Source organism: Salmonella bongori NCTC 12419 (assembly GCF_000252995.1).
Lineage (GTDB): Bacteria > Pseudomonadota > Gammaproteobacteria > Enterobacterales > Enterobacteriaceae > Salmonella > Salmonella bongori.
On the sequence record NC_015761.1, the window covers coordinates 4,127,014 to 4,153,432 of the forward strand.

At 50.5% G+C, this 26,419-nt stretch carries 22 protein-coding genes and 4 pseudogenes; 12 read left to right on the forward strand and 14 right to left on the reverse strand.

Translation table 11 applies throughout. From position 1 onward, the window contains the following. Positions 1-4: 4 nt before the first annotated feature. The gene (gene siiF, locus SBG_RS19410) at positions 5-2,071 is read left to right on the forward strand and encodes an SPI-4 type I secretion system protein SiiF (RefSeq protein WP_000360090.1); all 2,067 of its coding nucleotides are present in this window, start codon (positions 5-7) and stop codon (positions 2,069-2,071) included. A 123-nt stretch (positions 2,072-2,194) separates the two neighbouring features. On the opposite strand, the gene SBG_RS19415 is transcribed toward siiF, so the two are convergent. Continuing rightward, positions 2,195-2,476 carry a YjcB family protein gene (locus SBG_RS19415; protein ID WP_000719057.1) on the reverse strand — a complete coding sequence of 94 codons (282 nt, stop codon included), beginning with the start codon at positions 2,474-2,476 and terminating at the stop codon, positions 2,195-2,197. Between the two features lie 559 nt (positions 2,477-3,035). Here SBG_RS19415 and SBG_RS19420 point away from each other — a divergent pair. Next, entirely contained in the window at positions 3,036-4,637 is a 1,602-nt protein-coding gene (locus SBG_RS19420) for an EAL domain-containing protein (protein ID WP_000019879.1), read from the forward strand. Here the strand turns inward: SBG_RS19420 and soxS are convergent. Continuing rightward, positions 4,625-4,948, reverse strand: coding sequence for a superoxide response transcriptional regulator SoxS (gene soxS / locus SBG_RS19425; protein ID WP_000019481.1), 324 nt, complete (start codon positions 4,946-4,948; stop codon positions 4,625-4,627). The two genes, SBG_RS19420 and soxS, sit on opposite strands and share 13 nt — an antisense overlap. An 86-nt stretch (positions 4,949-5,034) precedes the next feature. On the opposite strand from soxS, the gene soxR reads away from it, so the two are divergent. From soxR to SBG_RS19445, 4 genes are all read left to right on the forward strand, one after another. Then, a complete protein-coding gene (gene soxR / locus SBG_RS19430; protein WP_000412688.1) occupies positions 5,035-5,493 on the forward strand; it encodes a redox-sensitive transcriptional activator SoxR in 459 nt (152 codons plus the stop codon). Between the two features lie 293 nt (positions 5,494-5,786). Beyond that, positions 5,787-6,455 (forward strand): glutathione S-transferase family protein, encoded by a 669-nt coding sequence (locus tag SBG_RS19435; protein ID WP_000958569.1) that lies wholly within the window; start codon positions 5,787-5,789, stop codon positions 6,453-6,455. Between the two features lie 345 nt (positions 6,456-6,800). Further along, on the forward strand, positions 6,801-8,150 hold the full coding sequence (gene ghxP / locus SBG_RS19440; protein ID WP_000106897.1) for a guanine/hypoxanthine transporter GhxP: 1,350 nt from the start codon (positions 6,801-6,803) through the stop codon (positions 8,148-8,150). Positions 8,151-8,297: 147 nt separating this feature from the next. Then, complete coding sequence (locus SBG_RS19445) at positions 8,298-9,944, forward strand: Na+/H+ antiporter (RefSeq protein ID WP_000402190.1); 1,647 nt, start codon at positions 8,298-8,300, stop codon at positions 9,942-9,944. Between the two features lie 104 nt (positions 9,945-10,048). On the opposite strand, the gene SBG_RS19450 is transcribed toward SBG_RS19445, so the two are convergent. Then, the gene (locus SBG_RS19450) at positions 10,049-10,936 is read right to left on the reverse strand and encodes a LysR family transcriptional regulator (RefSeq protein ID WP_000354958.1); all 888 of its coding nucleotides are present in this window, start codon (positions 10,934-10,936) and stop codon (positions 10,049-10,051) included. A 103-nt stretch (positions 10,937-11,039) separates the two neighbouring features. Here SBG_RS19450 and SBG_RS19455 point away from each other — a divergent pair, with 103 nt between their 5' ends. Together SBG_RS19455 and SBG_RS19460 are read left to right on the forward strand one after the other, a co-directional pair. Continuing rightward, positions 11,040-11,450 carry a CidA/LrgA family protein gene (locus SBG_RS19455; RefSeq protein WP_000257345.1) on the forward strand — a complete coding sequence of 137 codons (411 nt, stop codon included), beginning with the start codon at positions 11,040-11,042 and terminating at the stop codon, positions 11,448-11,450. Beyond that, positions 11,443-12,132, forward strand: coding sequence for an LrgB family protein (locus tag SBG_RS19460; protein WP_000181100.1), 690 nt, complete (start codon positions 11,443-11,445; stop codon positions 12,130-12,132). The genes SBG_RS19455 and SBG_RS19460 overlap by 8 nt, the downstream gene beginning before the upstream one ends. A 35-nt stretch (positions 12,133-12,167) precedes the next feature. Here the strand turns inward: SBG_RS19460 and actP are convergent, their stop codons facing one another. The 3 genes from actP to acs form a co-directional block, all read right to left on the reverse strand. Beyond that, the gene (actP, locus tag SBG_RS19465) at positions 12,168-13,817 is read right to left on the reverse strand and encodes a cation/acetate symporter ActP (protein WP_000832540.1); all 1,650 of its coding nucleotides are present in this window, start codon (positions 13,815-13,817) and stop codon (positions 12,168-12,170) included. Continuing rightward, positions 13,814-14,128, reverse strand: coding sequence for a DUF485 domain-containing protein (locus tag SBG_RS19470; RefSeq protein WP_000999380.1), 315 nt, complete (start codon positions 14,126-14,128; stop codon positions 13,814-13,816). Before SBG_RS19470 ends, actP begins: the two co-directional genes overlap by 4 nt. Before the next feature lie 235 nt (positions 14,129-14,363). Then, positions 14,364-16,322: an acetate--CoA ligase gene (gene acs / locus SBG_RS19475; RefSeq protein WP_000083866.1), complete on the reverse strand. Its 1,959-nt coding sequence runs from the start codon at positions 16,320-16,322 to the stop codon at positions 14,364-14,366. Between the two features lie 435 nt (positions 16,323-16,757). Here acs and SBG_RS19485 point away from each other — a divergent pair. The 3 genes and pseudogenes from SBG_RS19485 to gltP all read left to right on the forward strand — a co-directional run. After that, positions 16,758-17,057 (forward strand): annotated as a pseudogene (locus SBG_RS19485) (cytochrome c-type biogenesis protein CcmH); the annotation flags it as partial. A gap of 48 nt (positions 17,058-17,105) precedes the next feature. Then, positions 17,106-17,399: pseudogene (locus SBG_RS19490) on the forward strand (heme lyase NrfEFG subunit NrfG); the annotation flags it as partial. Positions 17,400-17,742: 343 nt separating this feature from the next. Next, positions 17,743-19,053 carry a glutamate/aspartate:proton symporter GltP gene (gene gltP / locus SBG_RS19495; protein WP_000793285.1) on the forward strand — a complete coding sequence of 437 codons (1,311 nt, stop codon included), beginning with the start codon at positions 17,743-17,745 and terminating at the stop codon, positions 19,051-19,053. A gap of 49 nt (positions 19,054-19,102) precedes the next feature. On the opposite strand, the gene yjcO is transcribed toward gltP, so the two are convergent. The 3 genes from yjcO to lpxO form a co-directional block, all read right to left on the reverse strand. Beyond that, positions 19,103-19,792 (reverse strand): Sel1 family TPR-like repeat protein YjcO, encoded by a 690-nt coding sequence (gene yjcO / locus SBG_RS19500; RefSeq protein ID WP_000812004.1) that lies wholly within the window; start codon positions 19,790-19,792, stop codon positions 19,103-19,105. Positions 19,793-19,964: 172 nt separating this feature from the next. Then, positions 19,965-22,112 (reverse strand): formate dehydrogenase subunit alpha, encoded by a 2,148-nt coding sequence (gene fdhF / locus SBG_RS19505; RefSeq protein WP_077909603.1) that lies wholly within the window; start codon positions 22,110-22,112, stop codon positions 19,965-19,967. Between the two features lie 365 nt (positions 22,113-22,477). Further along, the gene (gene lpxO, locus SBG_RS19515; protein ID WP_000457027.1) at positions 22,478-23,386 is read right to left on the reverse strand and encodes a lipid A hydroxylase LpxO; all 909 of its coding nucleotides are present in this window, start codon (positions 23,384-23,386) and stop codon (positions 22,478-22,480) included. Between the two features lie 255 nt (positions 23,387-23,641). Between lpxO and yjdP the strand changes: the two genes are divergently transcribed. Further along, positions 23,642-23,971: a DDRRRQL repeat protein YjdP gene (gene yjdP, locus SBG_RS19520; RefSeq protein WP_000822660.1), complete on the forward strand. Its 330-nt coding sequence runs from the start codon at positions 23,642-23,644 to the stop codon at positions 23,969-23,971. An 87-nt stretch (positions 23,972-24,058) separates the two neighbouring features. On the opposite strand, the pseudogene phnP reads toward yjdP, so the two are convergent. The 5 genes and pseudogenes from phnP to SBG_RS19535 form a co-directional block, all read right to left on the reverse strand. Beyond that, positions 24,059-24,181: pseudogene (gene phnP, locus SBG_RS23515) on the reverse strand (phosphonate metabolism protein PhnP); the annotation flags it as partial. 10 nt (positions 24,182-24,191) lie between these two features. Further along, positions 24,192-24,565: pseudogene (locus tag SBG_RS23290) on the reverse strand (hypothetical protein); the annotation flags it as partial. Beyond that, positions 24,513-24,947, reverse strand: a complete 435-nt coding sequence (phnO, locus tag SBG_RS19525; protein WP_000109637.1) for an aminoalkylphosphonate N-acetyltransferase — start codon at positions 24,945-24,947, stop codon at positions 24,513-24,515. The gene phnO and the pseudogene SBG_RS23290, both read right to left, overlap by 53 nt. Before the next feature lie 312 nt (positions 24,948-25,259). Then, a complete protein-coding gene (gene yjdN, locus SBG_RS19530; protein ID WP_001131348.1) occupies positions 25,260-25,703 on the reverse strand; it encodes a VOC family metalloprotein YjdN in 444 nt (147 codons plus the stop codon). A gap of 207 nt (positions 25,704-25,910) precedes the next feature. Next, positions 25,911-26,246 (reverse strand): zinc ribbon domain-containing protein YjdM, encoded by a 336-nt coding sequence (locus SBG_RS19535; protein ID WP_000056485.1) that lies wholly within the window; start codon positions 26,244-26,246, stop codon positions 25,911-25,913. Between the last annotated feature and the right edge of the window lie 173 nt (positions 26,247-26,419).

Consider the following 26,419-nt stretch of genomic DNA (forward strand, 5'->3'; position numbering starts at 1 on the left):
ATTTATGGATAAAAACTTAGAACCCTATTATTTAAGCGCAGAAACGGCATTGTCTATAGTTTCTAAAAAATTCAATATAAAGATTGATATCAAAGAAGATGATATCAATATCAGATTTAAAAAATACGACAGGAATAATACAGATGACTCTATACAAATGAAGAATTTCTTCCTGTCACTGGGACTTTCTTTACAGGATATATTATTTAGTAGCGGAGAGGATTTATTAAACGAGCCTATGCCGATTTTACTATTAACACCTGAAATGAAATGGATGGTGTGTGTTAGCGGCGGGCAAAAAGTAAAACTGGTCAACGCTCGAGGGGAACTCTGTTATGTTGAGATTCCGGACGAATACTTAAAACAATTATCGGCATTTAGTATCATGCCGTTAAATAAAGTCGTTGATAGTATAAGAGTACAGAATATTATCAAACACTCTTTATCAATGAATAAGATTTTTTATACTAAATACTTCTTTTCGTCTCTTTTTATGGCAATTTTTGCGTTAACTATTCCAGTATTTAGTAACTTATTCTATGATAAGCTGGTTCCAAGTGCTTCGGTCTCATCGTTGTTAGGTGTCACGATACTTGTCGCCGTGTTTATTGTTTTTGAATTTATCCTGCGAACCTCCAAAGATATTTATCAATCCATAACAGCAAGGCAGGATGATGTCGATATAGATATCGCATTTCTTGAGGCGGTTCTTTATAGTAAAAAGAAAAATGGCAGATCCATGTCATCGGCATTCGTGCTGTGGAATGAGTTTCAGAAAATAAAGCCCGTTTTATTAAATTCGATCTTTCAACGGATAGCAGATATCCCAATATTTATTATATTTCTTATTGTTATCTATATAAATTTAGGTCTGGTGGTTATTGTTCCTGTAACTATGTTAATAATATCCATTGTTATTTCCATCGTTAACCATCATTATACCAATGAGTTGATGAATAAACAAAAAGAAGGGCAAAAAAACAGAAATATTTTTATTTCGGAGGTCTTTTTATCTATTAAAATGATCCATACCTTAAATAATCAGGGATTACTCTTCGATTGGGTTAACACATCAAATGAACAATCATACCTTAACCTGAAGATAAGGAAATTAAATCTTATCTACCAATCTATACTGGGCAGTATGTCATCTATTACCCAAATAACCATTATGGTAATAGCATTTTTTATGGTAATTAAAGGTGATGTGACCACAGGTGCAATTGTTTCATCTGTCATTGTCTCAGGTCGTATTTCTGGCATCATTTCAAATTTTTCTTCTACATTGATCTCTATCTTATCAGCAGAAAAAACAGGCAAGGATCTGCTTTCTTTTTTTGATGAAGAACAGGCAGAAAAAATGCCAGCGCTACAATCAATATCAAAATGTCATGGCGATGTTGCCGTCCGGGGCGTGAGTTATCAGTACGATTCTCAATCTCCGGTGATTATTAACCGTCTCTCTATCGACATACCTGCCGGGCAACGTGTCGCTGTGATAGGCGAATGTGGCGCAGGTAAAAGCTCACTATTGGGTATGCTCTCCGGCTATCTTTCGCCAACAGATGGCGCCATCTTATATGATGGATATAACTTAGGACATTTATCGCAAAACTTTTTCTCTCAGCATTTAAGTGTGGTGACGACACATGATGTTTTATTCACCGGAACAATTGAAAGCAACTTCGCGTTGAAACCGCAAAATGACAGGGGGAGGGTGCTTAAAGCGCTTCAGCTGGCGAACTGTGGTTTTATTTTACAGCACCCTATGGGACTGAAATTCCCGGTGAATTTTATGGCTAAAAACCTGTCATCCGGACAACAGCAGCAGCTATTATTAGCGCGGAGCCTGAGTAGTAATGCCAGCATCTTTCTGTGGGATGAGCCCACATCAAATCTGGATGAAAATACCGAGAAGCAAATTTTTGATAACTTAGACGAATTTATCCATGGGAAAACCCTGATCATGGTGACGCATCGTCGATATCTGATAAAGTATTTTGACCGGGTTCTGGTGATGAAAGGCGGAAAAATAATCCGTGATTGCTCTCCGGATAAACTATTAACGTAAAATAAGATAAGCTGTTGTTATAAGGGTATATCGCTTAATAAGGCAGACCAGCGACACAAGCTGGTCTGTTTTTTTTCGTGTTGGGATAACCGGAGGGCGACTGAATCTGGCCACGATAGCGCATCAGGTTAGCACCATTGGCCATTCTGGCGGAGTATGGCTCATTGTTTCGACCATAACAGCTTCAATGTTGTGCCAGATAGCCGCGAGATCCATCATCGTGATACCCAGTAAACCGGTGGCAAACCAGCAAGCGGATACGACACCCAGACCGCTACTGATCACCGCCAGGCCAATATAATCTGATTTGCGGAAACGGATATTGAGCGTGCTGGCTAAAAACATGAGCACGGCGCTCAACAATTGCCAGCGGAGAAGAACGACACCAGTGGTTATGGCAGCCATGAAACATTTCCTCTGAATAGACCTTTGTCCAGGACAGCACGGGGTGTTCACGGGAAGCGTGGGACATTCAGGCTATCAACGGACATCACATCAACATCGAATGAAACATTGTTTCTGTTTCATTATTTTTGTGAACTATATCACATATGGTGGCGTATTCACCAGATCGCTATGCTATTTTTGTGCGTTTTATAACCTCATTTTTTGCGCGAGTTTAGAAGGGGCGCACAAAAATAGACGGAAAGTAAAGATGTATTATTATTGCTCTTTTATTTCTACGTGAAATTCAGGCCTAATAAAAATATCAAGTTATTTATCAAAAGAAGTGGATAAAAATTTATACCAGGGCGTTATACCTCGGTATAAATCTGATATTTTCGCAAGTATTCGGCCTCCTGCCTGTTATGTAGTGCGTACGACGCTTACCCATTAATAGTAAATGTTGACCAATAAATGTGTATTGCTAATATTGGTAGATTCATGCACCGTAAACATCCATTGGTATCACCTCCTGTTTTGCTAATAATAGTCACATATAATGCAGGGAAATAGGCTGAAAATGAGTCATAGCACACGACGTAAGGTGTTGAGCTTTCTCGGAACGTTCATGGTGGTGTTACTTCCTGTATTACTGGCGATATGGTTTGCGCATATTCGGGCAGTCTCTGAAACCAGAAATCAGCTACACGCATTTGCGCAGTTAGTATTAGATAAAACGGAGGGGGTTATCCTGCAGGCGGACTTGGCTCTGGATGCTGCCGAACAATATTCAGGGCAGGCTTGTACGCCTGCACATCAACAACGAATGCTGAACATTATCCGTGGTCGTTTGTACATTAACGAGATGATTTATGCCGAGGGCGAGCGTTTTTTATGCTCTACGGTGATGAAGCCAGATAGCCCTTATTTTATTTCCCGTGCTGACTATAAACGTAAACCTGACCTCGCTATTTATTACTATCGTGATACACCTTTTTTCAGTGGTTATAAAATGACGTATATGCAGCGGGGAAGCTATGTAGCGGTGATCAATCCCTTATCTTATAGCGAGGTCATGTCAGACGATCCGGCGCTAGCCTGGGGAATATATGATACGTTGACCAAAACCTTTTTCTCCCTGAGTGAACTGGCGCAGGCTGCCGAGCTATTACCTTTGGTGCGACGGGGTGAGCCTATTTTCCAACAGGGAGAGCGTTTTTATACGCTGGTTAAATCAGCAAAACGACCGATTGCCGCCATTGTTTCAACCTCAAATGCACGTTTTTACCAGAACCGCTTCCATCAGCTTACGTTAACTCTTCCGTTAGGGATCATCTGTAGCATTCTCGTCTTATTCGTGTGGTCACGATCCCGGCAGGCATATCACTCCCCGCGCCGGCTGCTACAACGCGCCATTGCCAGACATCAGCTTTGCCTTCATTATCAACCGATCATTGATATCCGTAGCGGGACGTGTGTCGGCGCTGAAGCGCTGTTGCGTTGGCCGGGTTATAGCGGTCCGGTGATGAGTCCTGGCGAATTTATTCCGCTGGCGGAAAAAGAGGGGATGATTGAGCAAATTACCGATTATGTCGTCGAAGGGGTATTTAATGATTTAGGTTATTTTCTGGCCGCACATCCTCACCTTTATATCTCTATTAATCTCTCTGCCGCCGATTTTCTCTCTTCGCGGTTAATCGCGATGATTCATGAAAAAACGCGTCAGTATTCAGTGCTGGCGCAACAGATAAAGGTTGAAGTGACCGAGCGCGGATTTATTGATGTACCTAAAATGACGCCAATCATTCAGGCGTTTCGCCAGGCGGGTTATGAAGTGGCTATTGATGACTTTGGCACGGGGTATTCAAACTTACATAACCTGTATTCATTAAATGTTGATCTTTTAAAAATTGATAAATCATTTGTTGATACGTTAACCACCAATAGTACCAGCCATTTGATTGTGGAGCATATTATTGAAATGGCACAAAGTTTGCGGCTAAAAATCATTGCCGAAGGGGTTGAGACGGGGGAGCAGGTTAGCTGGCTGCTAAAGCGCGGCGTCCAGTATTGTCAGGGATGGCATTTTGCGAAAGCGCTGCCGCCGCATGAGTTCATCGCCTGGCTACAACACTCGCCCACGTCTCTGACGATACGCGGGCAAATGTCCTACAGACGGTGACGATAATCACTGGGGGTACGATCGAACTCGCGGCGGAAGACACGCGAAAAGGTTTGTTGCGATACATAACCCAGGTCCATCGCGATATCAAAAATCGGGCGCTCGGTCGTCCGTAGTTCAACCGCCGCCAGCAGGAGACGGCGCTGGCGAATATACTCGCCTAATGTTTGATGCGTTACCGTACGGAACATCCGCTGCAGATACCACTTGGAGTAACCCGATTTTTTGGCCACAACATCAATGTTCAACGGTTGGTCGATATGTTCATCAATCCATTCAATAAGGGACTGAATTATCTGCTGATGCGACATATTGTTGCCTCTTAAACAGTATTCGATTCGTCGTTTTGTCTGCGGGCGAGTATAATTCCTCAAGTTAACTTGAGGTAAAGCGATTTATGGAAAAAAAATCCCCCCGTTTAAAAGCCTTACTTACGCCGGGCGAAGTTGCAAAACGTAGTGGAGTTGCGGTATCCGCCCTGCACTTTTATGAAAGCAAAGGATTAATTACCAGCATTCGCAACAGTGGTAATCAGCGGCGATACAAGCGTGACGTGTTGCGATATGTTGCGATTATCAAGATTGCCCAGCGTATCGGTATCCCGCTGGCGACCATCGGTGAAGCGTTCGGCGTCTTGCCAGAAGGGCATACATTAAGTGCAAAGGAGTGGAAGCAACTCTCCTCGCAGTGGCGTGAAGAGTTAGACCGGCGTATTCATACGTTGGTGGCGCTGCGCGATGAGCTTGACGGTTGTATCGGCTGCGGTTGCTTATCACGTAGCGACTGCCCGCTACGAAATCCAGGCGACAGGCTTGGGGAACAGGGTACAGGTGCCCGGCTGCTTGAAGATGATTAACACGGAGTCGGCCATCGGGCAAAAGATCCATAAAACTAAAGCGCCGCTAAGGGCGCTTTAGTTTGTTTCCGGTCTTTGTCTTTCGCTCTATCCCGCTGATTTACAGGAGGGTTTCCCCCGACGTCAACACCCCTCATATCGAGCACGTGGTGGAGGTTCCGGTTTGTGTTGATACTGTAAGTGTATGTCACGGCGTTCTGTTTGCCAGTGAAATGCTGATTTTTTAGCCGAAATTTTTACGGCAACTGCCATAATTTTCTATAGTTAGTTGGCATACCTTACAGGAGACAGTCATGCTGACGGTGCATCATTTAAATCAGTCTCGCTCCCAGCGTATCCTCTGGGCGCTGGAAGAACTGGCGTTGCCTTACCAGATTGTGCGTTATCAGCGTGAAAAGACGATGCTGGCGCCGCCAGCCTTGAAAAAAGTGCACCCACTGGGCAAGTCTCCGGTTATCGAAGATCACGGCGCGGTGATTGCGGAATCAGGCGCTATTCTTGAGTATTTGCAAGAGACTTACGACAGTATTGGGCGTTTTAAACCGGCTGATGCGCAAGGAAAACAACACTATCGATTTTGGCTACATTACGCTGAAGGTTCATTAATGCCATTGCTATTGATGAAGCTGCTTTTTTCCTCATTGGGGAAGCCACCAGTGCCATTGGGCCTGCGCACATTGGGCGGCGCTATTGGCAAAGGCGCGCAAAAAGCGTACCTCACTCCGCAACTGGAAACCCATGCGCGTTTTATTGATGGGCACCTGGCAAATCACCCCTGGTTTGCCGGTGAGCAATTAAGTATGGCGGATATCCAGATGAGCTTCCCGTTATTTGCGCTGCTTGCCAGAAGCGGGATCGGTAACCTTAGCCATATTAGCGCATGGAAAAAGCGGGTGGAAATGCGTCCCGCCTGGCAGCGGGCGATTCAGCAGGGCGGTCCGTTTTCCATCCCCGGAGAATAATGACGTTTTTGCGAACCAGTTGCGCAACGCATTTGCGAATAGCTAAGCGAAAAATTGTTGCCGGATTGCGCAGTCACGATAACGTTTGCGCATCGTCTGATGGTTTATTGAGCATAATAAAAAGAAAAGCATAAAAAGCGGCAAAGTTCAGTTGAAAAAGCGCTTACGATCGCTGGATAATCGTTTGCTTTTTTTTGCCACCCGTTTTGTATGCGTGGAGCTAAACGTTTGCTTTTTACGGCACCCCGGTTGCTGTTAACGTCGCATCAGAAGATAACGTTGTGCAGTTTGTGGATTGCCTCCCACGCATACTAACGAAAAATAAATTTTCAGGGGATGTTTTCTATGTCTACGCCTTCAGCGCGTACCGGCGGTTCGCTCGACGCCTGGTTTAAAATTTCACAACGCGGGAGTACCGTTCGTCAGGAAGTCGTTGCTGGCTTAACCACGTTCCTCGCGATGGTTTACTCTGTCATCGTAGTGCCGGGAATGCTGGGTAAAGCCGGGTTTCCGCCTGCGGCTGTCTTTGTGGCGACCTGCCTGGTCGCCGGCGTCGGCTCTATCGCTATGGGGCTATGGGCGAATCTCCCGCTGGCTATCGGTTGCGCAATTTCGCTGACGGCGTTCACCGCGTTTAGCCTGGTATTAGGGCAGCATATTAGCGTTCCGGTCGCGCTTGGCGCGGTATTCCTGATGGGCGTACTGTTTACCATTATCTCCGCCACCGGCATTCGTAGCTGGATTTTGCGTAACCTGCCACAGGGCGTAGCACACGGAACCGGTATCGGGATTGGCCTGTTTTTGCTGCTCATCGCCGCCAACGGTGTGGGGTTGGTGATTAAAAACCCGCTGGATGGGTTGCCAGTCGCGCTGGGCGATTTTGATACCTTCCCGGTCATCATGTCGTTAGTGGGGCTGGCTGTCATTCTCGGTCTGGAAAAACTGAAAGTCCCCGGTGGCATCCTGTTGACGATTATTGGTATTTCAATTGTCGGTTTGCTCTTCGATCCTAATGTCCATTTTTCCGGAATTTTCGCCATGCCTTCGTTGAGCGATGAGAACGGTAACTCATTGATTGGCAGCCTGGACATTATGGGGGCGTTAAACCCTATCGTCCTGCCAAGTGTTCTGGCGCTGGTGATGACGGCGGTGTTTGATGCTACCGGAACGATCCGTGCCGTCGCGGGGCAGGCTAATTTGCTGGACAAAGATGGACAAATCATCGATGGCGGTAAAGCGCTGACTACCGATTCCCTGAGCAGCGTTTTCTCCGGACTGGTCGGCGCAGCGCCGGCGGCGGTCTATATTGAATCTGCGGCAGGTACGGCAGCAGGCGGCAAAACGGGCCTGACGGCGATTACCGTTGGCGTACTGTTTTTGCTGATCCTGTTCCTGTCTCCGCTCTCTTACCTGGTTCCCGTTTATGCAACGGCCCCGGCGTTAATGTATGTCGGCCTGCTGATGCTGAGCAATGTGGCGAAAATCGATTTTTCTGATTTCGTCGATGCGATGGCGGGGCTGGTGACAGCAGTATTTATTGTACTGACCTGTAACATTGTAACCGGGATTATGATCGGCTTTGCCACACTGGTTGTCGGACGTCTGGTCTCCGGTGAGTGGCGTAAACTGAATATCGGAACAGTTATTATTGCAGTCGCGCTGGTCGCTTTTTATGCCGGAGGTTGGGCTATCTAGTCCCGTCTTCGTTCCGAAAAACGGGTGGCATTGGCCGCCCGTTTTCATTTTCAGGACACATGACGTTACCTTTTGCGTTAATCTGGAGAAGGTAAAACCGAGGCATGATGCCTTTTCCATCATAAAAACATCGCAAACAGGGAACGCATGGAAATTTTCTTCACAATACTCATCATGACCCTTGTGGTCTCGCTGTCGGGGGTATTTACGCGTGTATTACCCTTCCAGCTTCCTTTACCCCTTATGCAGATCGCCATTGGCGCGCTGTTGGCGTGGCCGACGTTTGGTTTGCATGTGGAATTCGACCCGGAACTCTTCCTGGTGCTGTTTATTCCGCCGTTGCTGTTTGCAGATGGCTGGAAGACGCCGACCCGGGAATTTCTTGAACATGGACGAGAAATTTTCGGTCTGGCGCTGGCGCTGGTGCTGGTGACGGTCGTTGGAATCGGGTTCCTGATTTATTGGTTGGTGCCTGGCATTCCGCTGATCCCCGCTTTCGCGCTGGCCGCGGTACTGTCGCCAACCGATGCGGTAGCGCTCTCCGGTATTGTGGGCGAGGGGCGTATACCGAAGAAAATTATGGGGATCTTACAAGGTGAGGCACTCATGAACGATGCCTCCGGTCTGGTGTCGTTGAAGTTTGCCGTTGCGGTGGCGATGGGAACCATGGTCTTTACCGTCGGCGGAGCAACGCTTGAGTTCTTCAAAGTGGCGATTGGCGGCATTCTGGCTGGCTTCGTAGTGAGTTGGTTGTATGGACGTTCGTTGCGCTTTCTCAGCCGCTGGGGCGGCGATGAGCCGGCGACACAAATCGTACTGCTGTTTCTGTTGCCCTTCGCGTCTTATTTGATTGCCGAGCATATTGGCGTGTCAGGCATCCTGGCCGCGGTCGCCGCCGGGATGACCATCACTCGTTCTGGCGTGATGCGTCGTGCGCCGCTGGCGATGCGCTTGCGTGCTAATAGTACCTGGGCAATGCTGGAGTTTGTCTTCAACGGCATGGTCTTTCTGTTGTTGGGACTGCAATTACCCGGGATCCTGGAATCCTCGTTGGCAGCGGCGGAAGCTGACCCGAATGTCGAAACCTGGATGCTGTTTACCGATATTGTCTTGATTTATGTGGCATTAATGCTGGTGCGCTTCGGCTGGTTGTGGGTAATGAAAAAGTTCAGCCTGCGCTTTTTGAAGAAGAAACCGATGGAGTTTGCCACCTGGACGTCACGTGAAATTCTGATTGCTTCCTTCGCCGGCGTTCGTGGGGCGATCACCTTAGCGGGTGTGCTCTCTATACCGTTATTGTTACCGGATGGCAGCGGGTTTCCGGCGCGTTATGAACTGGTATTCCTGGCGGCTGGCGTCATTTTATTTTCATTATTTGTTGGTGTGGTCATGTTGCCGCTATTGCTGCAACATCTGGAAGTCGCCGACCATGCTCAGCAGTTGAAAGAAGAGCGAATCGCGCGTGCCGCAACGGCAGAAGTCGCGATTGTCGCCATTCAGAAAATGGAAGAGCGTCTGGCGGCGGATACCGAAGAAAACATCGATAATCAGTTGCTTACCGAAGTCAGTTCTCGTGTTATTGGTAACTTGCGTCGCCGTGCCGATGGGCGAAACGATGTTGAAAGCTCCATACAGGAAGAAAACCTGGAGCGGCGTTTCCGCCTCGCGGCGCTACGTTCCGAGCGCGCCGAGTTGTACCATCTGCGCGCTACGCGCGAAATCAGCAACGAAACGCTGCAAAAGCTGCTGCATGATCTGGATTTGATGGAAGCATTGCTGATTGAAAACCAGTAACCATTAACCTTTAATCTTGCCCGGTGGCGCCATGCTTACCGGGCCTACGGGTAGGCCGGATAAGGTGCTTGCGCCGCCATCCGGAAAGGGTTTTAGCCCATTGCTTACGGTTGTTTCAGCCAAAACCCCTCGCAACATGTCAACCATGCCTGAGCGCTGTGCGAAAGATAGACGCCCTCGCGCCAGATCATGCCTAACTGCCAGCGTAAATCACTTTCCAGCGGGATCCAGCGCAGGGTGGTTTTATCCAGCCGTTGGCAAATCGGCTCGGGTAAAATCGCCAGCCCAACCCCTGCCTGTACCATCGCGGCAAGAAAATCCCACTGGCCGCTACGCACCGCAATCCTGGGTTTGACGCCGTACTGAGAAAAAAGCGCCATCAACTGGCGACTGAGCGCAAAATCTTCGTTGTAGATAAGTAACGGATGCGCAGCCAGCGCGTCGGGGGCAATCGATTCGCAGCGCACCCACTGCTCAGAACGGGGGACCAGTACGCACAGGGGATGGCTGAACAACGATAACGTCGTCAGACCGCTCTCCTCTTCCACGGGAAGTGCGGTCATCGCGACATCCAGCTCGCCGTTCATCACCGCCTGCTGCACCGTCAGGCCGCCAAACTCAGAAATTTTCAGTTCAACGCCAGGATAGCGCTGCCGGAACAAACTGATTGGGCCGGCCATCAACACGCCGACCATCGGAGGAATACCGAGCCGTAGCAAGCCCTTATTGAGATGGTTAATGTCGCTCAGCTCGGCCTCTAACTGGCGAAACTCCGCGAGGATCGCCAGGCCGCGTTCAAACACTACGCGTCCGGTATCGGTTAACAACAACTTACGTCCGTCACGGATCAGAAGCGTACAGTTGAGCTCATCTTCAAGGTTTTTAAGCATCTTGCTGATGGTGGGCTGGGTGACAAATAACTTCTCCGCTGCGCGGGTGAAACTTTGCTGGCGCACCACCTCAACGAAATAACGCAGCGTTCTGATATCCATGATTATTCCTTCCGACTATGTCTGCAATGATTTTAATTCATTTCTGCCCGTGACGGAGGTTCTCTATACTGGCGCTCCGTAATATTTTTCAGGACATTCCCCCATGGCTGTGGCGATAAGCCGCGTTACGCCTGCCATTGTGCAACGACTCCAGGTTCCGGTTCAGGTACTGTTGTATGCAGGTTTATTCATTTTTGCCCAATACCTTGTCTCCTGGCTGCATCTGCCATTACCCGCAAATCTGGTCGGCATGGTGCTCATGCTGGCGCTGATCGTCTGCCGGATTATTCCGCTTAGCTGGGTACGCGCAGGCGCACGCTGGTTGCTGGCGGAGATGCTGTTATTTTTTGTTCCCGCGGTAGTGGCGGTAGTGAACTACGCCCATCTGCTGCTGGTGGACGGTTGGCGCATTTTCTCGGTAATTGCGCTCAGCACGTTGATGGTGCTAGGCGCAACCGCCTGGGTGGTAGATAAAGTGTATCGCTACGAGATGAGCAGGTTAAATCGTGACTAATTTTCAGCTTAGCATCCTGTGTCTGGCCATTACGCTGGTGATCTATTTTGCCAACAAACGTCTTTATCGCCGTTTTCGCAAACTGCCGTTGATGCCGCTGGTGCTGACGCCTGCGCTGTTGGTGCTGATGTTGCTAGCTGGCCATATCTCCTGGCAAAACTACATTGGCGAATCGCACTGGTTGCTGTGGTTGCTCGGGCCCGCGACCATCGCCTTTGCGGTGCCAGTGTACGATAACCTGGCGATTATCAAACGCCACTGGATGTCGCTGACTGCTGGCGTGGTGACGGCGACGGTGGTGGCCGTTACCAGTTCCGTGTGGCTGGCGCGTCTGTTCACATTGTCGGATGAGATCCAGCGTAGCCTGGCGGTACGCTCCGTTACCACACCGTTTGCGCTGGCGGCCGCAGAACCACTGGGCGGTCAGCCCGATCTGGTTGCGCTGTTCGTGGTCGTCACGGGGGTGTTCGGTATGGCAGTCGGCGATGCGTTATTTTTACGGTTGTCTATACGTGAAGGCATGGCGAAAGGAGCCGGATTCGGCGCGGCGTCACATGGAGCGGGTACGGCGCGGTCATATGAACTGGGTCAACAGGAAGGTGTGGTTGCCAGCCTGGTGATGATGTTATCCGGTGTGGTGATGGTATTAGCCGCACCGCTGGTCGCGAAGGTAATGTTTTGATATCCCCGGCCCGCAGGCCGGAGGAAACGATAAAATTAATGTGCGCGTCCTTGTTCTACGCCGAACCCCGTCTGGGAGCGGATAAACTGGGCGCGGAACTGTTCGCGTTCACGGTTGCCTTCTGCTGAGTTATCGGTGGCTGAGAAGAACCAGATCCCAAGGAACGCCACGCTGATAGAGAACAACGCCGGATATTCATACGGGAAGATTGCTTTTTCGTGGCCGAGGATCTGCACCCAAATCGTCGGGCCAAGAATCATCAGCACAACCGCCGTCAGTAAACCTAACCAGCCGCCCAGCATGGCGCCACGCGTCGTCAGTTTTGACCAGTACATGGAAAGCAGAATGATGGGGAAGTTGCAGCTCGCGGCAATCGCGAACGCCAGGCCCACCATAAAGGCGATGTTCTGGTTTTCAAACAGGACGCCGAGAATAATAGCAATAACGCCGAGCACCAGGACGGTGATTTTCGATACCTTCAGCTCTTCACGCTCGGTTGCGCCTTTGCGGAACACGTTGGCGTATAAGTCATGCGACACCGCTGATGCGCCCGCCAGCGTCAGGCCAGCGACGACCGCAAGGATAGTGGCGAAGGCCACGGCGGAGATAAAACCGAGGAACAGGTTGCCGCCTACCGCATTCGCCAGATGCACCGCCGCCATATTGTTACCGCCGATGAGCGCGCCTGCGGCATCTTTATAGGCCGGGTTCGCCCCCACCAGCATGATGGCACCAAAGCCGATAATAAAGGTCAGGATGTAGAAATAGCCCATAAAACCGGTGGCATAGAACACACTCTTACGCGCTTCACGGGCATCACTGACGGTGAAGAAACGCATCAGAATATGCGGCAAACCGGCGGTGCCGAACATCAGCCCCAGACCCAATGACAGCGCCGAAATTGGGTCTTGCACCAGACCGCCCGGACTCATAATCGCTGCGCCTTTCGGGTGTACTGCCATGGCTTCGGTAAACAGATTATTGAAGCTAAAGCCGACGTGTTTCATCACCATAAAGGCCATAAAACTGGCGCCGAACAGCAGCAGGACGGCTTTGATGATTTGTACCCACGTTGTCGCCAGCATCCCGCCGAACAGCACGTACATCATCATCAGTACGCCAACCAGTACCACCGCAACGTGGTAGTTCAGGCCGAACAGCAGTTCGATCAGTTTCCCTGCACCGACCATCTGGGCTATCAGATAAAGTGCGACGACCACCAGCGAACCACAGGCCGACAGAATGCGAATAGGTCCCTGTTTCAGGCGATAAGAGGCAACGTCCGCAAAAGTATAGCGTCCCAGGTTACGCAGGCGCTCGGCAATCAGGAACAGAATGATTGGCCAGCCGACGAGGAAGCCGAGCGAATAAATCAACCCATCGTAGCCGGAGGTAAACACCAGCGCGGAAATGCCCAGGAATGACGCCGCAGACATATAGTCGCCAGCAATCGCCAGACCGTTCTGGAAGCCCGTGATATTACCGCCAGCGGTGTAGTAGTCGCTACGGGAACGTACGCGTTTAGAGGCCCAGTACGTAATGCCGAGCGTAAACACGACGAAAATCAAAAACATGATGATCGCCTGCCAGTTGGTGGGCTGGCGTTCAACCGCACCGCTGATGGCATCCGCCGCATGAGCGGCGAAGGGTAGTGTGGCGGCAAGCGCCGTCAGGACTCTCTTCATGATGCTTTCACCTCATGCAATACGGCCTTGTTAAGACGATCGAATTCACCGTTCGCCCGCCAGATATAAATTCCGGTTAACACAAATGAAATCACAATCACCCCTACGCCAATCGGAATACCTCGGGTGACGCTGGTTCCGGCGTGTAACGGCGTGCCAAGCCAGCCGGGGGCAAAGGCAATCAACAAAATAAAGCTGATATAAACTGCCAGCATAATGATCGACAGGATCGTGGCAAACCGTTGCCGTTTTTCAACTAACTCCCTGAAACGCGCACTGTCTTCTATCCGCTGATAAATATTGTCATTCATCACAGAGTCTCCAGAGGCCCCCTTCGTCTTGCTCGCTGCAGGTGTATTGGCCGCACTCGTCCATCCCCGCTACATAGTGAACTATGTGGCCGGGGGGGTGCCCGATTGCCGCCGTCCTGCAACGCGAAATCCTTTGGGGAGGGTTATTATATTTTCCCTCCCGGTCAGGGGAGGGGTAGGGGTGGGATTTGTCGGCCCGATAAGTAGCGCGCCATCGGGCATTTCACGGTTATGGTTACGATGGCATCGCGATGGCCTGCTTCTCTTCGAGCAGCTTCTCAACAACGCCAGGATCGGCGAGCGTTGAGGTGTCTCCCAGATTGCTGGTATCGCCTGCCGCAATTTTTCTCAGGATACGGCGCATGATCTTGCCGGAACGGGTTTTGGGCAGAGAGTCGGTCCAGTGCAACACATCTGGCGTCGCCAGCGGTCCAATCTCCTTACGCACCCAGTTTCGGACTTCGGTGTACAGCTCAGGTGACGGCTCCTCGCCATGGTTCAGCGTTACATAAGCGTAAATTGCCTGGCCTTTAATACTGTGCGGGATCCCCACGACCGCCGCTTCGGCAATCTTCGGATGCGCCACCAGCGCCGACTCGATTTCCGCTGTGCCGAGACGGTGCCCGGAGACGTTTAACACATCATCCACGCGGCCGGTGATCCAGTAGTAGCCATCTTCATCACGGCGCGCGCCATCGCCGCTGAAATACATGTTCTTGAAGGTGGAAAAATAGGTTTGCTCAAAACGTTCATGATCGCCAAACAGCGTCCGCGCCTGACCCGGCCAGGAATCGACAATCACCAGGTTGCCTTCGGTGGCCCCTTCCAGCGGATGACCTTCGTTATCCACTAACGCAGGCTGTACGCCAAAGAACGGACGGGTGGCGGAACCCGCTTTCAGTTCTGTCGCGCCAGGTAATGGGGTGATCATGAAACCGCCCGTTTCGGTCTGCCACCAGGTGTCGACCACTGGACATTTCTCGTTGCCGATCTTCTTCCAGTACCACTCCCAGGCTTCCGGGTTGATCGGTTCGCCGACGGAACCCAGGATACGCAGCGAAGAACGGTCGGTGCCTTCAATGGCTTTATCACCTTCGGCCATCAGTGCGCGAATTGCCGTCGGGGCGGTATAGAGAATGTTGACCTGATGTTTGTCGACCACCTGGCACATGCGAGCGGGCGTCGGCCAGTTTGGCACGCCTTCAAACATTAATGTGGTCGCGCCGCAGGCCAGCGGGCCGTACAACAGATAACTGTGTCCCGTCACCCAGCCCACGTCAGCGGTACACCAGTAAATATCGCCAGGATGATAATCAAAAACATACTTAAACGTGGTTGCGGCGTAGACCAGATAACCGCCGGTGGTGTGCAACACGCCTTTTGGCTTGCCGGTTGAGCCGGAGGTATAAAGGATAAACAGCGGATCTTCGGCGTTCATCGCTTCAGGCTGGTGTTCCGGACTGGCTTTCTCAATCAGATCGCTCCACCACAGGTCTCGTCCCTCCTGCCAGTCAATATTGCCGCCGGTACGTTTCAGTACCACAACGTGTTCTACGCTGGTTACATGAGGATTTTTCAGCGCATCGTCGACATTCTTTTTCAGCGGAATGCCGCGTCCGGCGCGTACGCCTTCATCAGCGGTGATCACCAGACGGGAGTTTGAATCAATAATACGGCCCGCAACGGCTTCCGGCGAGAAGCCGCCAAAGATGACGGAATGCACAGCGCCGATACGCGCACATGCCAGCATTGCTACCGCCGCTTCCGGCACCATCGGCATATAAATCGCGACCACGTCACCCTTTTTAATGCCCAGATTCAGCAATGTATTGGCGAAACGGCAGACATCCCGATGGAGTTCGCGATAAGAAATATGTTTGCTTTGGGAAGCATCATCGCCTTCCCAGATAATGGCGGTGCGATCGCCATTTTCCGCCAGGTGACGATCGAGACAGTTAGCCGCCAGATTCAGGGTGCCATCCTCGTACCATTTAATGGATACGTTGCCCGGTGCAAAGGTGGTGTTTTTTACGGTTTGGTACGGCGTGATCCAGTCGAGAATTTTTCCCTGTTCGCCCCAGAACGTATTGGGATCGTTAATAGACAGTTGATATTTAGCCTCATACTGCTCTGGATTTATCAGGCAACGATCCGCAATGTTGGCGGGAATGGCGTGTTTATGTGTTTGGCTCATGCTGTTGTTCTCCTTGTAGGATGTTAATAATATGTCGCATAAAAGTTAAATGTAGGGTATTAATAAGTTTTGTTTAGTATTTGGGCGACAGATCACGCAAAAAGGGAACTGTGCAAATAAGCAGCAATCTGTTTTTTGATTGCGTCCCGCAAAATTAAAGAAATTCACGACATAACATGACGTTATATGAAATTTTTTAAAAAGGTGATCCGTGTCAGGAAATCAAAAAAGAGAGGGGAATTTGAGTAAGGGGCTAACTCTAAAGTGGTATTTTACATACACTTACAATTGTCTAAAAACAACATGTTAAGTGTGGTTATTTGTTACACATAGAGGTGAGCAATGTAATAACAGTATTTGTGCGGTTGCTGTTATGGAAAACACTACACGCACGCTGTTTCTTCAGCCTTCTTTTCCCTTTTTTCTTCATTACCTCTGTTTATCGCCAGCCAGCTACTCTGCCCGCAGTGTCAGAATCAAAATTTGCTGGAGTCCAATGCGCCGGTAGCGGTCAGTATGCGTCATCAGGTTTATACGATGGTGGCGGAAGGGAAAAATGAAGCGGAGATTACCGCCTGGATGACCCGGCGTTACGGCGATTTTGTTCGCTACAATCCGCCGCTGGCTGCGCAAACGCTTCTGCTATGGGCGTTGCCATGTCTACTGCTGTTGCTGGTGGGCATTATTCTCTGGCGAGTCGGTATTCGTCAGCGTACCGGGAAGGTGAAAAGATGACTCTGCCTGCAAACGTTGTGGCATCACGACGTCCGATGCCCGTAAAATCTTCGGGGCGATAATGCCCAGTTTTTTGCCGCGCTGGCGACGGTGTTGTACTACCAGGCTGGACAGCATATGACGCCTGCAACGCGTGAGATGATTGATAAGGCGCTGGCTCTGGATGCAATGGAAGTGACCGCAAAGATGCTGCTGGCGGCGGATGCGTTTATGCAGGCGGATTATGCGCGAGCCGTTTCGCTGTGGCAGGCTTTATTGGATGCAAATTCACCGAGAGTCAACCGTGCGCAGCTGGTAGAAGCCATTAATATGGCGATGTTGTTACAGAATCGAAAAAAATAATTTTTCTTTTTTGTGATTTGTGTCGTTTGCGCTGTTTAAAAAAACGGCGAATGAATCGCGATAAAAAATTAGTTACCTTATGGTATTATTCATTTTTGTCGAAATAAAAATCTTTCCATAACAAATAGTTATTCATGTCTTACGCCATAAAGTCGCGTTTTTATGCATAAATCCAGCCAAAAGCCCTGTTCTGAAAGGGTTGCGCAAGACACCATGCAAATGATACTGATTATGCGCGTTAAAAAACCCTATAAACCAACGCAACACAAATCATACCCTTTCAGTATGGATTGTTCTCATGCTTTCGGCGGAGAGCAACGCTTCATCGAGGAAGTCTGTTGTTATGAAAAATTTGAAAGTCAGCCTGGCCTGGCAAATTTTGCTGGCTATGGTGCTGGGCATTCTGCTGGGCAGTTATCTTCATTATCACAGTGACAGCCGCGAATGGCTCATCGCCAATCTGCTGTCGCCTGCTGGCGATATCTTTATCCACCTGATTAAAATGATCGTCGTGCCGATTGTGATCTCGACTCTGGTTGTCGGTATCGCAGGCGTTGGCGATGCGAAACAGCTTGGCCGCATCGGCGCAAAGACCATACTCTATTTTGAACTGATCACCACAGTAGCGATTATCCTCGGTATTACGCTGGCGAATGTGTTTCAGCCTGGTTCCGGGATTGATATGTCGCAACTTGCGACGGTGGATATATCGAAATACCAGAACACGACAGCGGAAGTGCAAAGCCATGCGCATGGGCTGATGGGGACGATACTGTCGCTGGTGCCAACCAATATCGTCGCGTCGATGGCGAAAGGCGATATGCTGCCAATTATCTTTTTCTCGGTACTTTTTGGTTTGGGGTTGTCGTCTCTGCCGGCAACGCATCGCGAACCGCTGGTTACCGTGTTTCGCTCCATTTCTGAAACGATGTTTAAAGTCACCCATATGGTGATGCGCTATGCGCCAGTGGGCGTTTTTGCATTGATTGCTGTGACAGTGGCGAACTTTGGCTTTGCGTCGCTGTGGCCGCTGGCGAAACTGGTGCTGCTGGTACACTTCGCGATTATCTTCTTTGCTTTGGTGGTGCTGGGCATTGTGGCGCGCCTGTGTGGGCTCAGTATCTGGATTCTGATTCGCATTTTGAAAGATGAATTGATTCTGGCGTACTCTACCGCCAGCTCCGAGAGCGTGCTGCCGCGCATTATCGAGAAGATGGAAGCTTACGGCGCACCGGCCTCTATCACCAGCTTTGTGGTGCCGACCGGTTACTCATTTAACCTCGACGGTTCCACTCTGTATCAGAGTATCGCCGCCATCTTTATCGCGCAGTTATACGGTATCGATCTGTCTTTGTGGCAGGAAATTGTACTGGTGCTGACGCTGATGGTGACGTCGAAAGGAATTGCAGGCGTGCCGGGCGTGTCCTTTGTGGTTTTGCTGGCGACTCTGGGCAGCGTAGGGATTCCGCTGGAAGGCCTGGCGTTTATCGCCGGTGTCGACCGTATCCTCGACATGGCGCGTACCGCGCTGAATGTGGTAGGTAATGCGCTGGCGGTGCTGGTAATTGCTAAGTGGGAGCACAAGTTTGACCGCAAAAAAGCGCTGGCCTATGAGCGCGACGTGTTGGGCAAATTTGATAAAACTGCGCAATAATTTTGCTTGCCGGATAAGGCGCTTGCGCCTTATCCGGCAATGTAAACCATTATCCGTTGGTTAATGCGTCAAACTCTTCGCAACCGGTATCAAACCCTTCCTGACAGCTCAGATTCAGCCAGTGCAGCGCTTTTTGTTTATTCTTTTCAATAAAGCCCGGTTCGCCATTTAAAAACATCATTCCCGCCCAGTATTCAGAATAACCGGTACGGGAAATGGCGGAGCTACGTTTGAAATACCAGGCGGCTTTTTCATCATCGGCGGCAATTCCCACGCCGTTGGCGTAAATCAGGCCAAGCAACATTTGTGCATCCACCGCTGAATCGTTATCCAGATCTTCAGAGGCCTTTTGCAACAGCGAGATCGCTTTCGGGTAGTCCGGGCGTCCGGCCTGAGTGTTGATCAAAATACGCGCCAGCGTAATTTCACCTGCTTTACTGCCTGCTTTGGCCGCCTTTTCAGCCAGTGTTTTTGCTGCGGGATAATCCAGGCTTACTGGATTGGTGATTTTGATTTGCGCCAGTAGCGCACAGGCGTCGGCATCGCCGTTATCGGCTGCCTTTTGCGCCCAGTATTCAGCCTTGCCTAAGTCGCCGGAACTCAACCAACTATCGGCGAGATAATACTGCGCGCGCGGGTCTCCGCCTTCGGCCGCCTTCAGGTATTGGCTGCCGGGTTGAGGGTCGGCGGCATGGGCAAAAAAGGGTATCAAAAATATCAATGCAACCAGTTGTTTCATTTTGAATTTTATTTAGGGTACGGAATGAACAGTATAAAGAGATTGTATGGATAAAAAAACAGCCTCCGCGAGGGAGGCTGTTAGCAAAAATGATAAGTCGGATGGCAGCGATCAGGCCGGCAGAATGTTCGCTCGTCGGCCTGATAAGCGTAGCGCCATCAGGCAATGCGGATCACCCTAACGCGCTTTCACGCAAGCGGGTTTTCAGCTTGTTATACTCATCAATGACATACTGCTCGGCGGCGCGCTGATCGGCGATCGGTTCGACGCGCACGGCGCAGTATTTGTACTCCGGCGTTTTAGTAATCGGGCTTAGGTTCTCGCTAACCAATTCGTTACAGGCGCCAATCCACCACTGGTAGGTCATATAAATCGCCCCTTTGTTCGGGCGATCGCTGACCTGCGCACGGGTAATGATTTTGCCTTTACGCGAGTGAACCCAGACCAGCGCTTCATCTTCAATGCCCAGGCGCGCAGCGTCTTCGGTATTGATCTGCGCATAGCCCGGTTCATCCGCCAGAGCGGCCAACGCTGCACAGTTACCAGTCATTGAGCGACAGGAGTAGTGGCCGACTTCGCGCACCGTCGACAGTACCATCGGGTACTCTTCGGTGAGCTTATCGATCGGTGCTACCCAGTCGCAGGTGAAGAATTGCGCCAGGCCGTTCGGGGTGTCGAACTTCTCTTTAAAGAGGTAAGAGGTCCCCTGATCGGCATCAGACGTATCGCGGCAAGGCCACTGGATAAAGCCCAGTTCCCCCATCTTCTCGTAAGTCGCTCCGTAGAAGTCCGGGCACAGATGACGCAACTCATCCCAGATTTCCTGGGTATTGTTGTAGTGCATCGGGTAGCCCATCCGGGTGGCAATTTCACTGATGATTTGCCAGTCTGTTTTCAGATCCCACTTCGGTTCAACCGCTTTAAAGAAGCGCTGGAAGCCACGGTCCGCCGCCGTGAAGACGCCTTCATGTTCGCCCCACGAGGTAGACGGTAAAATCACATCCGCCGCCGACGCGGTTTTGGTCATAAAGATGTCCTGGACGATGACCAGTTCCAGATCCTCAAATGCTTTACGTACCGCAGAGAGTTCCGCATCGGTTTGCAGCGGATCTTCACCCATGATGTATGCCGCGCGTACTTCGCCATGCGCCGCACGGTGCGGCAGTTCGCTGATGCGATAGCCGGTATGCGCCGGCAGACTTTCTACGCCCCAGGCTTTGGCGAATTTCTCGCGGTTTTCCGGGAACTTAACGTACTGGTAGCCCGGATAAGTATCCGGCAGCGCGCCCATATCGCACGCCCCCTGAACGTTGTTCTGGCCGCGGACCGGGTTAACACCCGCGCTCGGCTTGCCGAGGTTGCCGGTTAACATGGCGAGGCTGGTCAGGGAACGAACGGTCTCGACCCCCTGATAGAACTGAGTCACGCCCATGCCCCACAGGATCGCTGCGCTTTTCGCGCTGGCATACATCCGTGCCGCCTGACGAATGTCGTGCGCGCTGACGCCGGTGATTTCCTCAACGGACTCCGGGGTATAGCCTTCGACAATCTTACGATACTCTTCAAAGCCTTCAGTACGAGTCGCGACGAACGCCTGGTCGTACAGGTTTTCTTCAATAATGACATGCCCCATGGCGTTGAGCAGCGCGATATTCGAACCGTTCTTCAACGCGATATGCATGTCGGCAATGCGCGCGGTTTCAATTTTACGCGGATCGCAGACGATAATTTTTGCCCCGTTGCGTTTAGCGTTAATCACGTGATTCGCCACGATAGGGTGGGAATCTGCCGGGTTATACCCGAAGACAAACACTAAATCGGTGTTATCAATTTCGTTAATAGCATTACTCATTGCGCCGTTACCGACCGATTGGTGCAGACCTGCAACCGATGGGCCGTGTCAGACGCGAGCGCAGCAGTCAACGTTATTGGTACCAATAACGGCGCGCGCGAATTTTTGCATTACATAGTTGGTTTCGTTACCCGTTCCGCGAGAGGAGCCGGTCGTCTGGATGGCATCCGGGCCATACTTCGCTTTGATGGCGCTCAAACGTTCAGCGACGTAATTGAGCGCTTCATCCCAGGAAACGGATTCCAGCTTGCCGCCACGCTGGCGACGGATCATTGGGGTTTTCAGGCGTGGGGTCAGGATCTGGGTATCATTAATAAAATCCCAGCCGTAGTAACCCTTAAGACACAGGGTACCCTGGTTGGTTTTCCCCTGCGCCGCCTCAGCCCGGACGATTTTGCCGTTATCGACCACCAGATTGATTTTGCAACCTGATGCGCAATACGGGCAAACCGTGACGACTTTTTTCATCGGTTTCGCTCCAGTTAATCAAATCGCGCATACGCGCTGTCGCCCTCAGTATGCATGTTTTATGCCACTTTTTTAGTATGGACTTCCCCTGATATTACGGGCGAATTTTGCTCAAAACCCTGACGAAAAACAGGCTATCGTCAGTTTTGACGTGTCGAAAGAAAATGCCGCATGACATTTATTATGTGGAGAAATGCTGAGCGCAGGCCAGATAAGGCGGAGCCGCCATCCGGCAATCTACTCTGCCTGAAGTGGGTGTTTTTAATAAATTATCCCAATGGACAGACTCAAGGCCAAAGAACGCTTTGATACTCACGCCGGGATAGAACAAGCCGCGGCAGACAGTTCCATACCGCGGCCCGGCTTCAGAGGAGGCTGGAAAGGATAATCGCGGCAAAAATAGCGGCAATAACGAGATATTTCAGCGCGTAATAGAAAGTGCGGTTTTTCTTTTTCAGCCGTTGCCCGGCATCGCGTGCTGCGTGAACGTATTTAAAGATACGATTAATCGCACCGGTGCGATCGTTCTCGTCGTTTGGCGAGCTGGCGGCGGACATCAACGATGCGCCGACCCAGTGGTTTACGCTCTGCGCCCAGCGCCATTTCATTGGGCGCTCAATATCGCAAAAGAGAATAATACGCGTCTGCTCAGCTTTATTTTCCGCCCAATGAACGTAGGTTTCGTCGAAGATAACGGCTTCGCCGTCGCGCCAGCTATGGCGTTGTCGATCAACTTCAATAAAACAGCGGTCGTCATTCGGTGTGCTTAATCCAAGATGGTAACGTACTGAACCGGCATAGGGGTCGCGATGTTTTCCCAGATAGGCCCCGGGAGGCAACTCGGCGAACATCGCCGCTTTGATGGAGGGGATACCGTTGACCAGCTTTGTCGTTATCGGGCATAACGTTTCCGCCGACGGGTGGGCATCGGAATACCATTTAAGGTAAAACCGTTTCCAGCCGCGCTTGAAAAAGGTATTGAATCCGGCGTCGTTATTGGCCTGCGCGGCTTTTATGTGATGCTGAAGCCGTAGCGCCTCTTCACGAATCACCTGCCAGTTTTCCGTCAGCTTCTGCAGTTCTGGAAATGCCGTGGTATCAAAGTACGGCTGCTTTGCCGGTAACGTTGAGAAGCGAGTCATGAACATATTGATAGGCGCCATAAACGTCGAGTGGTCAAAGAGCTGACGGGAAAGTTTTTGTTTTTCCACACCGCGTGAATGCGCATAAATGACGCTGATAATAAAAATACCGATAATGATTGCTGCGAACATAACGTCACTGTCCTTCTAAGAAAACCTCATCCCGGGATTTTCAGGCAACCCTCCCGGTGATGCCAAAGAGAAAAGTGTAGTTCGTTGACAATAAATTTACATTTATACAACTTCAAAGGGCAATTTTTGCTAAAGAAGCGAGTCAGCCCGTTTAACCTTTAACCAGGCTTGCCGACAGTAGAATTGAGATTACTCCGCTACTTCACCCGGTGACGGTTGATTACGTTATGCCTTATCTCCTGATGAGGCTGGCTTATGAAACGCATTTCTCTGCTTTTTTTCCTTGCGCTGTTGGCTCTGACGACGCTACCGGCACGGGCCGATATTATTGATGAGGCAATGGGGCATATTCAGCAGGCTCTCAGCGAGGCGTACAAAACGGATAATGGACGCGATTACGATGACGATCGCGATGACGGCTGGCAGCGAACAATGAGCGATGATCGCCGTCGTCAGTATGATGACAGGCGTCGTCAGTTTGAGGATCGTCGCCGTCAACTGGACGATCGCCAGCGTCAACTTGATCAGGAACGTCGTCAGCTTGAAGCCGAAGAACGTCATATGGAAGACGATGATTATCGTTAGCGCTTTTTTAAACGGCAGACCGGGTAAGCGCAGCGCCATATGGCAGTATCTTGTGATGTTTCAGGCCTGCAAATCTTTTCGGCATGTTTATTCGAAGGGGATTTCCATCCCGTTGTAGCCTGCTTTACTACCGTCTGGCAGTGAGTTCGTCATTATCCAGGCATCAAATTGATAGCTGATATGCGTCAGAATGACCTGTGGGCAACGAATCGACTCATCCTTGTAAAGTAAACGTTACAAATGGCTGCACGGTATAGCTGAAGTCGAGAATGCCGGGACGTTTAAACAGATCGTTGCAACTCTGCTCATCTGATGGACCATAAACCGGGAGCGGCGATCCGGTTCCCCAGCGTAGTGGAAATAACCCCTGCACATGATCCATATATAATAGGTGAGCAGGAACGGATTAAACGATCCAGCGGGTCAGCGATCCATCAGATCGTGCAGACCTGCATCCAGTAGCGTGACGGCATTATTGAATGTGATAACCCCTCTACAGGGACGGCGACGATGGCGTCTTATCCGCTCTACGGCTGCCAGCTCACAACGCTTTTGTGAACCGAAAATGACTTTGCTTGTAACCTTCGCGCAGATAAAAGCGGTGTGCATCGTGGCGTTTAATATTTGTGGAAAGCTCCGTTAGCTCCGCGCCCGCCTGACGCGCTTCTTCTTCTGCCCAGGCCAGAAGCTGACTGCCAACTTTTTGTCCCCGCATCTGGGGTAATACCACCAGCTCCTGAATTTCGCCAATCCAGTTGGCATGATGGAGATGAAATTGCATATGCAGGCTGATCATGCCGACCACCTCTCCGTTGCGCAGCGCTAAATGATAATGAAAGTTGGGGTCCAGTAAATTAGCGGCGAATCCATCCCTGAAAGCCTGATAATCAAGCTCATTTTTAAGTAACTCACAGATAAGCGCGTAAACAGAATCGGTATCCTCTGTTGTCGCGTAGCGTAATTCACAGACTGACATAATGTTCCTCCTGACACCTCATCAGAATTAACAATCTTTCGACAGACTGTAGCAAACTACCGTCTTTATTTATTCTATGGCAGTTAAACGGCGGATAAAGTGCTGCTCGATCCAGGCGGGCGGCGAGTTCTGCGGCATTCTCCCGCCCACGCGCCTGCTAAAATATCGGGCGAAACTGTCAGACAGGTAATAGAGAGGTGCCGTAGTGCGCCTGCGGCAGATGTGTGCACCACCCGTTGACCGCTACGTCAAAGCCGACATGCAGACAAAGATCAATTTGATGACACGGGGAAGGGCGAGCCTCCCGGGGGATTATATAGCAGGCTGCTGTTTAACCACATTAATCATCCATGGCACGCCGAACCGATCGCTGACCTTGCCGAAACCATGCGCCCAGAAGGTTTCCTGCCAGTCCATTTCGATTTGCCCATGTGCGGCAAGGTTAGCAAACCAGCGCTTCCCTTCTTCTACATCTTGTGTATCCAGCACCAGTGTAAAGCCGGAATAATGCGCCGTCCCGGACGCGATGGCGTCGCTCATCATAATGTCGCTGCCCGCAATGCGCACGTTGGCGTGGGCGATAGCGGTGTCGGGGAAGTTCATTCCTGACGGGCAGCCCTCTTCGCTACCTTGTGCCGATGGGGGCATTTCACCAAAACTGATTTTATAGAGTAGCTCTGCGCCTAACGTTTGTTGGTAATACACGATGGCGTCGGCGCAGTTGCCGGTAAAAGAGAGGTAGGGACTTAACGGCATGATCGTTACCTCAGGTAAGGGACGTCCGTTAAGTGTAGTTCAAAATTTGTACAGCATCGACAGGGGTAAGGTGTCGCCCAGGCCCGCCTGGCGAAGCGCCTATGGGCAACACAACACATGCCGGCATACCTGTTTTATCCAGCCGTGGGGGTTATATAAAACGCGTGGGCCTGCCAGGCATAACGCCATCAGGTAATGACAACCTAATCAGTTCTTTTTCACGAACTCGGATTTCAGTTTCATCGGGCCAAAACCCTCGATTTTGCAGTCGATATTATGGTCGCCTTCAACCAGACGAATGTTCTTCACTTTGGTACCCATTTTTAGCATGGAAGAGCTGCCTTTGACTTTCAGATCTTTCACGATGGTGACGCTATCGCCATCCGCCAGAAGGTTGCCGTTGGCGTCTTTAACAGTCAGTTCATCGCTCTCCTGAACGGGCTCCGCATCGTTCCATTCATGAGCGCATTCCGGGCAGATGAACATGCCGTTATCTTCGTAAGTATATTCGGAGTTACATTGCGGGCAGTGGGGCAATGACATGTTGGTTTCCTCAAAAAGTCAGCAGGGGCAAACGCGCCCAAAAATGGCAGATCGCCGAAAAAGGACGCAATTATACACAAAATCCTTAGCGTTGTTGGGACTATTGCCGGATTTTAAAAAATGGCTTGTGCGACGGTAGCTCATAAATGTTTACACCCACATAACGGTTTTTT

Bases quoted from the DNA above. Each gene is read 5' to 3' on its own strand.
- siiF (WP_000360090.1), top strand. From the start codon at position 5: ATGGATAAAAACTTAGAACCCTATTATTTAAGCGCAGAAACGGCATTG.
- SBG_RS19415 (WP_000719057.1), bottom strand. From the start codon at position 2,476: ATGGCTGCCATAACCACTGGTGTCGTTCTTCTCCGCTGGCAATTGTTG.
- SBG_RS19420 (WP_000019879.1), top strand. From the start codon at position 3,036: ATGAGTCATAGCACACGACGTAAGGTGTTGAGCTTTCTCGGAACGTTC.
- soxS (WP_000019481.1), bottom strand. From the start codon at position 4,948: ATGTCGCATCAGCAGATAATTCAGTCCCTTATTGAATGGATTGATGAA.
- soxR (WP_000412688.1), top strand. From the start codon at position 5,035: ATGGAAAAAAAATCCCCCCGTTTAAAAGCCTTACTTACGCCGGGCGAA.
- SBG_RS19435 (WP_000958569.1), top strand. From the start codon at position 5,787: ATGCTGACGGTGCATCATTTAAATCAGTCTCGCTCCCAGCGTATCCTC.
- ghxP (WP_000106897.1), top strand. From the start codon at position 6,801: ATGTCTACGCCTTCAGCGCGTACCGGCGGTTCGCTCGACGCCTGGTTT.
- SBG_RS19445 (WP_000402190.1), top strand. From the start codon at position 8,298: ATGGAAATTTTCTTCACAATACTCATCATGACCCTTGTGGTCTCGCTG.
- SBG_RS19450 (WP_000354958.1), bottom strand. From the start codon at position 10,936: ATGGATATCAGAACGCTGCGTTATTTCGTTGAGGTGGTGCGCCAGCAA.
- SBG_RS19455 (WP_000257345.1), top strand. From the start codon at position 11,040: ATGGCTGTGGCGATAAGCCGCGTTACGCCTGCCATTGTGCAACGACTC.
- actP (WP_000832540.1), bottom strand. From the start codon at position 13,817: ATGAAGAGAGTCCTGACGGCGCTTGCCGCCACACTACCCTTCGCCGCT.
- SBG_RS19470 (WP_000999380.1), bottom strand. From the start codon at position 14,128: ATGAATGACAATATTTATCAGCGGATAGAAGACAGTGCGCGTTTCAGG.
- acs (WP_000083866.1), bottom strand. From the start codon at position 16,322: ATGAGCCAAACACATAAACACGCCATTCCCGCCAACATTGCGGATCGT.
- gltP (WP_000793285.1), top strand. From the start codon at position 17,743: ATGAAAAATTTGAAAGTCAGCCTGGCCTGGCAAATTTTGCTGGCTATG.
- yjcO (WP_000812004.1), bottom strand. From the start codon at position 19,792: ATGAAACAACTGGTTGCATTGATATTTTTGATACCCTTTTTTGCCCAT.
- lpxO (WP_000457027.1), bottom strand. From the start codon at position 23,386: ATGTTCGCAGCAATCATTATCGGTATTTTTATTATCAGCGTCATTTAT.
- yjdP (WP_000822660.1), top strand. From the start codon at position 23,642: ATGAAACGCATTTCTCTGCTTTTTTTCCTTGCGCTGTTGGCTCTGACG.
- phnO (WP_000109637.1), bottom strand. From the start codon at position 24,947: ATGTCAGTCTGTGAATTACGCTACGCGACAACAGAGGATACCGATTCT.
- yjdN (WP_001131348.1), bottom strand. From the start codon at position 25,703: ATGCCGTTAAGTCCCTACCTCTCTTTTACCGGCAACTGCGCCGACGCC.
- SBG_RS19535 (WP_000056485.1), bottom strand. From the start codon at position 26,246: ATGTCATTGCCCCACTGCCCGCAATGTAACTCCGAATATACTTACGAA.